The sequence below is a fragment of the Pseudoalteromonas sp. J2K-J979 genome, assembly GCF_058169715.2.
In genome coordinates, this window is the sequence record NZ_CM200281.1 from 3,515,731 (window position 1) to 3,528,856 (window position 13,126).

6 protein-coding genes are annotated in these 13,126 nt (G+C 42.4%); 1 reads left to right on the forward strand and 5 read right to left on the reverse strand.

All coding sequences use genetic code 11. The annotated features are described in order from the left end of the window. Positions 1-2: 2 nt before the first annotated feature. Together AC3KVK_RS16050 and AC3KVK_RS16055 are read right to left on the reverse strand one after the other, a co-directional pair. Positions 3-2,825 (reverse strand): TolB family protein, encoded by a 2,823-nt coding sequence (locus AC3KVK_RS16050; protein ID WP_490311369.1) that lies wholly within the window; start codon positions 2,823-2,825, stop codon positions 3-5. A gap of 140 nt (positions 2,826-2,965) precedes the next feature. Beyond that, positions 2,966-5,185: a DUF5916 domain-containing protein gene (locus tag AC3KVK_RS16055; protein WP_490311368.1), complete on the reverse strand. Its 2,220-nt coding sequence runs from the start codon at positions 5,183-5,185 to the stop codon at positions 2,966-2,968. 154 nt (positions 5,186-5,339) lie between these two features. Between AC3KVK_RS16055 and AC3KVK_RS16060 the strand changes: the two genes are divergently transcribed. Further along, a complete protein-coding gene (locus tag AC3KVK_RS16060) occupies positions 5,340-7,373 on the forward strand; it encodes a winged helix-turn-helix domain-containing protein (protein WP_490311367.1) in 2,034 nt (677 codons plus the stop codon). A gap of 52 nt (positions 7,374-7,425) precedes the next feature. Here AC3KVK_RS16060 and AC3KVK_RS16065 read toward each other — a convergent pair whose 3' ends face one another. The 3 genes from AC3KVK_RS16065 to AC3KVK_RS16075 form a co-directional block, all read right to left on the reverse strand. After that, the gene (locus tag AC3KVK_RS16065; RefSeq protein ID WP_490311366.1) at positions 7,426-8,277 is read right to left on the reverse strand and encodes a D-hexose-6-phosphate mutarotase; all 852 of its coding nucleotides are present in this window, start codon (positions 8,275-8,277) and stop codon (positions 7,426-7,428) included. A 120-nt stretch (positions 8,278-8,397) separates the two neighbouring features. Beyond that, positions 8,398-9,315 (reverse strand): glutaminase B, encoded by a 918-nt coding sequence (gene glsB / locus AC3KVK_RS16070; protein WP_490311365.1) that lies wholly within the window; start codon positions 9,313-9,315, stop codon positions 8,398-8,400. Positions 9,316-9,396: 81 nt separating this feature from the next. Then, on the reverse strand, positions 9,397-13,062 hold the full coding sequence (locus AC3KVK_RS16075) for a sensor histidine kinase (protein WP_490311364.1): 3,666 nt from the start codon (positions 13,060-13,062) through the stop codon (positions 9,397-9,399). Positions 13,063-13,126 lie beyond the last annotated feature (64 nt).

The window sequence follows — 13,126 nt, forward strand, 5'->3', positions numbered from 1 at the left end:
AATTAAAGACTATACCACAACCCTAACCACCCCCTTATCTCATCTTCGATGGTCTCCCCTGCGACCTTGACCACACCAAAATTAATATTCAAATCATTAATCGCTGCAGGGCCTAAATCAAAGCTGACTCGCTCTTGCCATTTCACTCCATAACTATCAGCAAATTCTTGGCCGTTAATCTTATATTGTTGATAGTAAAACCAAGGCTCACCGAGGTCATAACTTATTCCAGCAGAAAATGATTCAAACTCCTCACCGGTCACTGAGAAAAATGGCAGTTCAGGCGCAATGACATATTCTGCATGCACATTCGCTTTAATTAAACTCGACTCAAAACCACCTAAACTCAGTTGACTATCAGTTCGCGAGCGCTTTTGATATTCACTGTACATAGGTAACTGCCACGCTTGACCAAATAATTTCGCCTCCAAGTCATAACCGTGCCAGCTTTCCCCTTCGATATCTCCTTCATAAACACTGGCACTAACAGACTGACCAATCGCAAACGTTTGCCAATCACGCTGCCAGCGCTGATCTATTCCGGCACGCAACCACATCGCATCACTCACCTCATAGTCACTGTAATTGTATGCTACATGGCTATTGAGTGTGAATTGATCATGGCGGTACGGGTAACTCATTTGTGTGTATATACCCGTTGCTTTAACATGCGCATTACCTGCATCTTGATGCTGATATTGCTTGTTTGCATCAAGATCGTAGCTAAAAATATGTGCGCTAAGATCTACCGGCAATGCTGAGTATGTTATTTCTGCAAACCCGCCAGATAAGGCACTTTTTGTATCAAATGCCCCTGCGAGTTGCCAGGTCAATTGGTTGAGAAAATCCCCCCCTTTGACTCCGATTTGGATTAAGGCCGTTGATGCACTGGCATAGTGTTCACCTATGCTCAATGTGATGTTTTGATCGCTTGGGTCGTAAGGCTTGGTCTCACCAATTGCTTGCTGATACACGTTAGCAGCAGGCAAAATATGTGCTTGAGCTTGGCTAGTATCTGCTATTAACATTGTCGTCCGCTCAGTCACTTCAATAAAAACAGCATCTGCGGCTAACTTATATAAATCAGGGCCATCGGAATTTACGGCCTGATATAAAAGACCGCCATCTTGCATCGGCATTGGGTAAGCGGTGACTTGCTGCCCTTGTGTCAATTGCACTAAACGATCACTGGCAAACTCATAACGATAGATATTAGTTTCGCCCGCCACACCCGCGACATAAAAAATACTTTGTCCATCAGCAGACCAAGCTGGATACGATAAAAACTGATAGCCTGCAGGCATAGGAACTTGACTGATTGTTTGATCATCAAGATTTTTAACCCACAGCGCCCAATTTTCATTTAAAGCTGTTTTTAAATAGGCTAATTTATTTTGCTGGACGACAGGAAAGTCATACACAGTGGCTAAATCATTTGAAGTGATGTCAGTCACTTGCCCCGAAGCCAAATCCACTTTAACCAACTCTGAATAACCCTGTTTCGCCCGCTCTGCATACGCCGTCGTTTTATCTTCAGTAATTGAAAAGCGGCGTATATTTGCAAACTCGGTGAGTTGCTCAACTTGGCCTGATGTCATGTCATAACGAAATAAATCTTGATGACGCGTTGATAACTCATTATTCGCTACGCTAAACGCGCCAAAGATGAGCGTCTCGTTATCGAGCCATTGTGGCGTCACTATGCCTTTTCGATCAATTTGTTGTAACGTCTTCTTTTTTTCACGATCAAACACGGTCGGAGCGACATCTACAATATCTTCAGGGTCATCTGCTAAGGTTTCTTGCTGTTTTTTATTAAATTCTTCGGCTGCCTTCTCGTTATCTGCCGTGGCATAAATATTAAGCTGAGTGTTTCCATCTCTATCCACGCTCACTAACGCGATTTTATCCTGTTGTGGTGACAAACTTGGGCTTTGTTGTACATAGTCTAAATCAAACCATAAATCAGTTTTCAACTCCGTTTGAGCTTGCTCTTTTACTAACGCTTTATGAGTATATTCAGCCACAAAACGTCGATACAACTTGTCGGGTGACCGACCAAACACCCCTGAAAACGCCTGGTTAAAATCACGGTTTTCCACTGCGCGCAAGCGCGTCCACACAGCATCAAGAGTCGCTTTATCAAAGTTGTCCTCTAACCACTGTAGATAACGCACCCCCATCAAATAGGCCATCGAGCCAGCCATATATCCGCCATCAACTGCATTGAGCTGACCATACGAAGGGAGCATGCCTTCTTTAGCAAATTGGGTGAGCAATGCCTCAACATAATTATCGTGTAAACGCCCACGACCTGTCATTTGTGACTCAAGTAAAGTCGCATAACCTTCAGCAGCCCAACGTGGTACTTGCATACCTTGTGCAACATCATACAAACCCGAGACCTCTCTTAAGGTCTGTTTCCATTCACTACGGCTTGGCTGCGCTAAGTGCACTAAATGAATATATTCATGTAGGGCAAGCAGTTGCTGCCAACCAGAGCTATTAGAAATGACTGTATCGGATTGTGGCGGAGAGGCATACAGTGCCATTAACGGATTATTACTAGCTGGAATGGCAAAACCATTGGCACGGTTAAGTGGATCAAATACCAACACATCAACTTTGGTCTCTAACGCCCGGTTTTGCTGTTCCAGCACTTTGCTTCTGACAATCTCGAGCTCATTCGCAGCTGATCGTGCCCAATCTTGATACTCTTGACTAAAGTGCACTTTAAAATTATCTGTTTCAATTGTTTGCCAGTGCGTTTGAGCTTGTGTGGTAAAACTCAATGTCAAACTCAGGGCGATGAGGGATTTTTTCATTATTATCTCGTGATTTAAAAAGCAATTAGGGCAATGCTAACCAACTAAAAAATCGAGGTAAAAACAAAGTGACAAGCGGTAATATAGATTGATAAGCGGTGAGAATGGTTTAATCCTCACCGCGGGTTGGGGGTGTGTTATTAAAATAAGTAACGGACTTTGAGGGTTAATTGATCTTGGTCTCGTTGTTGCCACATTGAATTGAGCTCACTGAGCCATGCTTTTGAACCCACTTCTTGATCAAATTGCATCGCACCTCGGTTATATACAACGTAAATGTCGGAATAGGCACCTAAGCGATAGCGCAACTTTATTTGGCTAGTAAAACGCTGATCAGTAAAACTATTATCGATTCCAGAAAGTGGATTAAGATGATTTTGACTAATGTCGTACACTGTTTTGGTATCTGCATCTAAAATCGCCCATTGCACAATTAGGCTCAGTTCTAATTGGTCGCTCAGTAAACCAGACACATTAATATAATTATGGAACAAACGACGATCATACTCTGTGATTTGACTCGGCCCTGACGCAATCACCATGCCATCGCCTTGGCGATAGAAATTATTGAACTTTAGGCTCCAATTTTCATGGGGCATCCACGTCATATCAACTGCATATTGCTGTGCAAGACCATCGATCCCTTCCTCATCAAGGCGAAAACTAGCTGCCCAACTGAACGACCCTGTATAAGGACTGCCATAAAAAAACCAACTTCTTAATAAACCTCGGTTTTCATACATGCCTAATCCACCTCCAATCAAATCATCCCAACCTGAGGTTTGATAATCAAAAGCAGTATCAAAAGAGGACCCATTATCTAAAATGAACGACGCCCAATACGATTGGGTTGCAGGCAACTTTAAACCACGATCATTGCTCTCGTAATTGAGTTGCACGTTATGTTGAATACGGTTAATAAAACCCCTGTCATAGTTGACTGACTGGCTATAATACAACTCATTAAAGCGCCAATTATTGCGCTGACGATACCCCAAATCGTTATTATCAAATTGATCATCAAGGCGTAAAAAGCGCCCTTTTAAACTCGTATTAGCATCAAATTGATAATTTACATTGGCACTGAAGCCATATCCTTGAGTGTCATGATCGTCCACAGACACATCCGACCCTAAGATAGCGGTTTGCCACGACCAAGTTTCACTTTGATATTGACTATCCCATGCCGCTGTTATCGCCTGACGATCTAACCAAGGGCGATCTGTTTGAGTCAATAAAACACCACTTTGCCAATTGTTTTGGCGATAACGAGCTCGCCCAACATAAAAGTCTTTACCTGCATCGGAATCAAGACTATCTTCAAGCGCTGCAAACCCTGCAAATTGCCAACTTTCACCTTGATGCACAAACCGCATTGCCGCATCGATAGGCGTGATGATTTTGCTGCCGTCATCACTGCCGGCACCAATTCGTCGGGTATGGATTAATTTTGTATTTTGTTCCGCATTAACGTTCAGAACTCCAATATCTTGAGTAAAAAAAGGACGTTTATCAGTCACTAAGGTTTCGACTGTTGAATAATTCAAGTCCAGCTCATCGCTATCAACTTGGCCAAAATCAGGGTTAACCGCCACACTCAGCTTTTGGTGATGATCGGGTTTATAGACTAAGTCAAAGCCAATATCAGTCTGATCATTGTCACCCACAAAATCTTGCTGATGTGTGACATAAGGAACAAAGCCCCATTGTTGTTTTTTAGGAATGGCAGCAGCGATTTGTGGCATATTCAAATAAAAATCACTATTGCCGGTTGTTTGCGGCTGAGAGCCATAAATATGGTTTGTAGCCAGTTCATACAATTGCAATGATACCCCCACATTCGCGAGGCCATTATCTGCAAGGTTGGGTTTAAAAGAAACGGATTGCCAAGGAATGAAGACTTCGGTACTCCAATAGTCTGCATGCTCATAAAAAGCCGACTCCCAAATGCCATCCCAATCATAATCAGTATTGAGTTGAGGAGTGAGAACCGCATCTTGGATACCCCCACCTAACGTCACAGCAAAAAGATAAGCGCCACTGCCATCACCCGAAAAATCGATCACAAAGCGATTAAAATCAGCCTGCATAAACGCATCTTGTAAATTGTATTGTTTTTTACGCTCACCTTGTTTTTGCCAGTTCTTAAATCCGATATAAATCCCTGCTTCTGTAGCTAGTGCGCGCCCTTCAACTTTGCTTTGAGTTTGGGTAAGTGTTGCTGGCACCACTTGATAGAAATCTTGATAAATCGTCGCTGTTTGCCATTTTGTCTCATCGAGCTTGCCATCAATCACTATTTCATTGGCTAATACGGATTGCCCACTTGCTAAAGCTAGTACAATTAAGCCTGTTCGCATCTCATTTTTCCCTTCAAAAACTTTTCTTTATCAGAGCAAATAACCACGAAAAAAAAGCTGATGATTTCCTGAATAATACTGAGTAAAGACTTATAAACATTGACTTTATGATGAATCACGGTATTTTTGGCGAACAATGCAGAGCAGGTGTGATATGACGGCGAACAATAATTTAGAACCCACTCAGTCACTCGCCAAAGAGGGGCTGCCACAGTTTCAATTTGGTGACTATACGTTTGACTTGAGTCAAGATGAGCTCAAGCATAACGAGAGCCTCAACATTACTAAGTTAGAGCCGCAAGTTTCTCAACTTTTGCACTTATTTGTGACCAACCCAGGAGAGGTGTTAAGTAAAGAATATTTACAAGAAACACTCTGGCCCAATACTGTCGTCGAACAAAATAGTTTGTATCAACTATTAACTAAAATTCGTCGCTTATTAAACGACTCTAGCCGCTCACCTAAATACATCAAAACTCTCCCCAAAAAAGGCTATTGTTTTATTGCAAGCGTCAGCTTTAAAACCGAAAACAAGTCGCAGCAAGCAATAAAGACTGACAGCATTGCTTCACCTCCAGCAGAGCCAAAGCACATTTGGTTATGGCTGGTGCCTGCTTTGATTATTTGTTTTAGCGCCTATGCTTTTTTCAGTCGCTTTGATAGTGAGCCAACAGTTCCTCGGTATGAGCTGCAAGATGTGAGCTATGATTTAGGCCTCGAGTCTGATGTCGATGTTCACACCACGGAAGATCTCATGGCCTACGTGAAAGACATTTACAGCCTGCAAATAGCGAACAAACAAGGTGAAGTTTTACATCAACTTGATTCGCCTTATCGGGTTGCGTTTCCGACCTGGCAAAAAGCTGGCAGCTTATTGGCCTACTGGCGTTATAAAGAAGACCAATGCGAGCTATTTATCATGACACCTCAAGGTGCGCAAAACCATCAAGCACCGCCCATCGCCTGCGAATCTGCCATTCGCCCTGTGTGGAAAAACACTGATGAATTAGTCTTAAGCGTACTGCAAAAAGGCCAGCTCACCCCATATTTATATCGCATCAGCCAGCAAGACTTTGTCAAACTCCCACTCGCAATGCCTCGCCAATCACTTTATAAAGGAGCGGTGAAAGCATGGAATAATGATGTATTTTATTTACTCAATCACGCTAACCATAGCAGTAGCTTAATCAAGCTCAATGGCGAAACTGTTATGAATTGGGACTTTCCAGTATGGCTGGCAGCGTATAATCCGCACACTCAAGCCATCATCAGTAATGACAGTAGTCAACGCCATGCATTAGTCGCCACTTATTTAGACGGACGTCAGTATGAGGTCTTTCAAACAGCCCAGGGACTCTTTACCAATGTGTCGATTGACCAACAAGGTGATGTTTATACGGCCATTGAAAGCTGGCAAGTGAATATTCGAGACAAAGACCAACTACCCATTTTTTCGACGTCGAGTATCGACTATCTTCCTGTTAGTAATCGCTTAGGCGAAACAGCCTTTATGTCACGCCGCAGTGGTGTGTGCGAAGTGTATTTACATGCCGATGATCAAGTGGTGCGGCTCTCTCATCATAAAGGCTATGAATATGTGCAGTTTCTTGAATGGCGACCCGATTTATCTATGTTGTTATCGAATCGAGATTTAGACTTGGCGCTATACGATAGGCAAGGTCAAGTGCTGCAATTTACCACCGAGCTCAATGAAAGAATCCGCAATATTGGTTGGTTTAATAACGACATTGTTTTTGCATTTGACGGCCACCAGCTACACTTTTATAACTTGCAAGGTCACCTGACCCACTCGCAAAATTTAGATGCGCAACTGGTGTATTTCGACGTTGCTGCACAGCGGTGGTTAGTACTAAAAAATCGCACCTTGTATAGTTATGATGAATTAAGCAATACCGGGATAAAACTGGCTGAGCTCTCAAACCAACAAAGCAATTTACTGCATAACATTCGACTTAAAAATAATACCTTGTATTGGCAATCATCATGGTCCAAACAAGATTTTATTTGGCGCCTACCATTAATAACCAAGAGTCAGGTCGAAATGGTTAAACAAGGCAACCTGATTTGGCACTTTGATATCAGTCCATATGAAGAGCTCACCATAGCAAAAATGGAGGCACTCGAAGGTGATATCAAACGTTTAGTAGTGGTAAAAAGCCCCCCTTAAATCATAAAAAAACCTTCACTCTGTGAAGGTTTTTTTTCAACTCAAACTAGCCTTAAAGCCAGTAGACAACGGTGCTTAAACGGTGGCTTTGCCCTGGTTCGAGTACCACTTTATCTTCCATCACATTGCCAGCTTCTAGGCACAGCATCGTTTTATATTCATCATCTTGAAAATTAGATAAGCGCTTAGCTTTCTCAATCCAAGGATTCCATAAAACACAGGAAGTTGAGTGCTCTCGACCCACAGCAATCGTACCCTCAGGTGTACGAATATGCTGCATTGGTGTGGCTTGGGTATAGACCATGTCTGTTTCACGAGCAAAACTAACCACATCATTTTGAGCAAATGGTCCTTCTCCAAACTCAATAAACTGTGAACCTTGCAAACCATCAACTTGAGTCGCCGTGATATCGGAGGTTGGGAAGTAAGTATGTAATGCTTGGGTTAATTCAATCGTCGACTCACCTAAATTGGTATTAATGAGCGTCACTTTTAACTGTGTTGATAAGTGAAAAACAACTTTCAACTCTGTGTTGTGTGGCCAATATGTTTTATCGACTGCACGCATTGGTAACGACAAGCTCACTTCGATATGATCATCATATTCGTTTACTTCTTCTGCACGCCACAAACTCGTACGTGCAACCCCATGAATCGGCCAGTCCTGCGTTTGACTCACTCCAAACCAAGGCCAACAAATTGGAATACCACCTCGCAAGCCTTTACCTTGTTGATAATCTTCATCTTCAGACATCCAAATTAAAGGCGCTGCGCCTTGTGGTGTAAACGATGCTAATTGTGCGCCTTGCAAAAAAATCGTCGCGCTACAAAGCGCGCTTTCAATGGCTAAATATTCAAGGCCGGTGTCGGTTTGTTGGATGGAAACGGAGGGAGATAATTGCATAAGGCATCCTATAAATAATGAGTCGACTTAGTACCAAAACGTAATTTCGATTGTGCCGTTTAGCGCCCCGAACGACAAGCTTTAGTTCACACAGTGATTTTTATTCATGTTCATTGCGCGTTACAGCATCGAAATATTCATTTTTTCAGCCAACATCTCCAACGCGTGTAAGCCAGCCACCGAATTACCATATTCATTCAACGCAGGAGACCATACACACACAGTAAACTTACCTGGTACAATCCCTATGATTCCACCGCCAACACCAGATTTACCAGGAATGCCAACACGAAACGCAAAATCCCCAGCTGCGTCATACAAGCCACTGGTAAACAATAAAGAGTTCATTTGTTGCGTCTGTTTGGCACTGAGCATGCGACGCCCACTTTGCACACACACTCCTTGGTGAGCCAAATAACTAAATGTTTTTGCCAACTCAATACTACTCATTTCTATAGCGCAGTAGCTAAAATATGCCTTCAATACGTGGTCAACTTCGCTGTTGAAATTACCAAACGATTTCATTAAATGCGCCATCGCAGCATTACGATGACGGTGTAAATATTCCGAATCCGCCACCTTTTTATTGATCAGTATTTTATCATTACCAGCCAATAAACGAGCCGTTTCAAGCATTTGATACACAGGCGCAGAAACACGCCCAACCAATGCATCACACACCACTAAAGCACCAGCATTGATGAATGGGTTACGCGGGATCCCTTTCTCAAATTCTAACTGAGCGAGTGAATTAAACGCTGTACCAGAAGGTTCTTTTCCTACTCGCTGCCATAATGCATCTCCATGATGACGCAATGCCAATGTTAACGTTAATACCTTTGATACCGATTGAATGGAAAACCGAGCTTGGTCATCTCCGGCACTGTAAGTACGGCCATCAACGGTATGGACAGCAATCGAAAATTGTTCAGGGGCCACTTCAGCTAACGCAGGAATGTAATTCGCGACCTGACCTTGCCCAAAAAATTGGCGAGCCTGTATATTAATCGAGTCGAGAATTGGTTGAATATCTTGCATTATATACGTCTATAAACCGAGTAAGAGTGAAGATAAGAGTAACAAGTTTACTCTGCAAGTGGGAGAGGCAAGCCTTTAAAATTAATCGACTGAGCCAGCTTGGTGCTCAGGTAACTGTAATGGCACACGCATTTTGACTTCAATCCCATGCCCCGGTGAAGAATAGCAGCGAATATCCCCCTTAAATAACTGCGTGATTAAGTTAAACACAATATGCATCCCAAGTCCGCTACCACCTTGACTGCGTTTTGAAGTCACAAAAGGAGTAAAAACCTGATCAACCATTGATGCAGACATCCCATGGCCGTTGTCAAAATAATCAAAGCAGATCATTTCATCGAGCACACTCACCTCTAAGCGAATGCTGCCTTGATCTACCCCCTCAAACCCATGAATTATCGAGTTATTAATCAAATTTGTACATATTTGATGCAAAGCTCCAGGGTAAGTTGTAAACAATAACTTTTCTGGGCCATTCATTTGAATGTGAATGTCTTTTTTATTCCACAAAGGCTTTAAAGAGTACACAACATCATGTAAGTATTCGGTCAGATTGATTTCACGCAAACTTTCTGAACTTTGATCCACCGCCACTTGCTTAAAGCTCGATATTAGCTGATTAGCCCGCTCAAGGTTCTTCATGATCAGTTCATAACCATTGCCTTGCATTTCTATCGATTGCTCAAGATCTGACTGTTTCAATGCTTTGTTTTCTAATTTTGCTTTTAAACTAGCCAAGCAATCTTGATTGTAAGAAATCGCGGTAATAGCAATGCCCAAAGGCGTGTTTATCTCATGAGCGACCCCTGCAACTAACCCACCTAACGAAGCCATTTTTTCACTCTGGATTAGCTCGTCTTGAGTATCTTTTAGCTGCAACATCGCTTGTTCTAACTTCAAGTTTTTACTCGAAATTTCTTCAGTACGCGCAGCCACTTTCGCTTCAAGCTTATCATTAAGCTCTTGCAAATTGTTTTCGTGTATTTTCAATTGGTTAATATCTTTGAGTGCACCGACAACTCGTAACGGCTTATGATTTTCATCTCGTTCAATCACCCGCCCTTTATCCATCACCCAGACCCAATTACCAAAAAAATCTTTAACTCTAATCGCCACCTCATAATCATCACTTTGATTTTCCATACAACGCTGCACGTCTTCAGTTAACTTTGCTCTATCTTGTGGATGAACAAAGTGACTAAATGTCGCCATATCAAAGGTATCGGTTTGGTCACCATAATCAATTCTTGAAGTGACACAATAGCGATGAATTTGATGCGAAGTGACATCCCAATCCCAAAGTTCATCACCACTGGCCCACAATGAAAGTTCTAAACGCTGCTTGAGCTCTGCCATAGCCCGGTTATCCGCAACTACTTTACGATAGGCTTTTTGCCGACTTGTAACAAATAGCCCGAGGCCCATTAGCACTGACACTAAATAGAAAAACTGACTGATGTTATTCCACCACCAAGGAGCCAGCAAATGAATGGATAGAGTGTGAATGTCCGATTGATTACCAAACTGATCGATCGCATAGGTCTCTACCTGATAATTACCTGCGGGTAATTTTAACAAGTTAACTTGACGACTCCCTTGCTCCATTTGTAGCCATGTATCAGATAAACCTAACACTCGGTAAAAATAAGATAATTGTTCAGTAGCCGAAAAGCTCAATGAGGCATATTTGAAAGACATAATATTTTGATAATAATCAAGCTTGATAGATTTTACTTGATCAGCGGGTTGCTTAATTAACGCCCCTTTATCGGAAGGGGATATGTTTTGCCCTAGAACAGAGATATCAGTGAGCACCAAATTAGCCGGCGATAAATCTGGAGCAATATCATTGGGATAAAATTGATTAAATCCTTGTGATCCACCAATAAATACCCGGCCATCATCAGCTAACCATGCTGCGCCAAAGTTGTACTCTAACCCTTGCGCACCATCACTTGGCACATAGTTTTCATAGCTAAAATTGGCCGTATTAATACGAATTAACCCACCGCTACTTCCTAACCAAACACTGTTCTTTTTGTCATATACTAATGACCAGATCGCATCGTTTTTCATGCCATCTTGCCGACTGAAAACCCGATTTAAGGTAAAATCTGAGTTAATTAAATTCACGCCCACTTCACTCGACGCCCAGATACGCTGCTGGTCATCCATTGCTAACATTAAAATCAAATTTGAGACTAAGCCATCTTCTGAGGTCAAGCGGGATAACTGCTGATCTTTAAAGCGATAGATGCCTTCACCTAATGTCCCTAGCCAAAGCACTCCCTCTTTAACCAACATGTCAGTTACTTGATCAGGCGCTGCTAATTGATCTGAAAAAAACGGCTGCAACCTTTTTTCATTCGCATCATAAAACAACACGCTATGACTGCGGGAACTCAATAGGATTTGCCCATTAAATTTCGTTACACGATTAAAATCAAGGCTAGGCGCGTTACTTAACCGAGATGAAAACAATTGTAATTCACCGCTACTTAAATTTACTGACACCACACCATCACCACGGGTAGTCAACCACATGATATCCTGATCTAAATAAAGAGAAGAAACAAACGAATGGCTAAACGGGACGAGTTGCGGATAAAGTTTTTCAGCCTTAACGAACAGGGCGCCATCGAAAATATACATCCCTCGAGTCGTTGCCACCCATAAACGGTCCTGCGGATCAGAAGCAAAACCTCTGACATCAGGGTTAATTAATGGGCCCGGTGCATATTGAAACTGGCTGATATAGCCCAGTTTATTTGCTCGAGAAGTCAAAAAATTAAGCCCACCTGACTCCGAGCCAATCCACAAATTATCGCGGTCATCAAATGCGAGTGACAACACCATGTTATCAGCTAAGCTATCAATCATGGCGGCATTATGCTGATACTGATGTTGTTGCTCACCTTGCATGTCAATTGCAAGCACCCCTTCATTGGAGCCCACCCAAATCAGGTCTTGATGTAAGATCAGACTGTGAATAACATTACTTTCTCGCTCAGTATGATCTTTCAGCCAAATCCGCGCATGAGGTGCAGATTTACTATACATTGCAATTAACCCATCATGCCGTCCGAGCACGATTTTATCTTCAACTAACAATACACTCGTTGTCGCCGAGCCAGAAAGCTGAGTCATGGTTTGCTCAAGTAAGTGAACAACCTGCACACCATCAAAACTAGCGACATACAGCAGATCATTTTCAAAAGCTAAGCTATTAACTTTCCCTTTTTGTGCTAACGATATCGGGGAAACTTGCTCACTGTGTGGCAAAAAGTGATAGACGCCATCACTTTGAGTGCCAACAAATACTTGCTGTGTATCGCAAGCAAGGCTGGTAACCTGATCAGACGGAATCGCAGGGTAAAACTGCTGCAAGTAAGATTGAAACACACCCCGATTAAAATCATAAAAGCTCAACCCAGTACTGGTACCGATCCACAAACCCACACCTTTAACCAAACAAAAATCATTAATGAAGTTCCCTGCAAGTGCGTTTTCAGTATGTGGCGTGGCAAAAAACTGCTTAAATTCATACCCATCAAAACGGTTTAATCCGGCTTGTGTTCCAACCCAAATAAACCCTTGTTGATCTTGAATGACAGCCGTAACCGACGCTTGAGATAAGCCCTGCTTCTGGCCAAAATTCACCATTGTTTGGTGGACTTCATCAAACAATGGTGAAGCAGCGAACACATTTAAGCTAAAAAATAACACGATAACGAGTTGGATTTTCAAGGTATTATCGACGTATAGGTAACAGTCAACTAACTATAGACTAAAATTCAAACAGCCCCAAAAA

What these genes read in the sequence shown, in the direction of transcription:
- AC3KVK_RS16055 (WP_490311368.1), bottom strand. Translation starts at nt 5,185, where the DNA reads ATGCGAACAGGCTTAATTGTACTAGCTTTAGCAAGTGGGCAATCCGTA.
- AC3KVK_RS16065 (WP_490311366.1), bottom strand. Translation starts at nt 8,277, where the DNA reads ATGCAATTATCTCCCTCCGTTTCCATCCAACAAACCGACACCGGCCTT.
- AC3KVK_RS16050 (WP_490311369.1), bottom strand. Translation starts at nt 2,825, where the DNA reads ATGAAAAAATCCCTCATCGCCCTGAGTTTGACATTGAGTTTTACCACA.
- glsB (WP_490311365.1), bottom strand. Translation starts at nt 9,315, where the DNA reads ATGCAAGATATTCAACCAATTCTCGACTCGATTAATATACAGGCTCGC.
- AC3KVK_RS16060 (WP_490311367.1), top strand. Translation starts at nt 5,340, where the DNA reads ATGACGGCGAACAATAATTTAGAACCCACTCAGTCACTCGCCAAAGAG.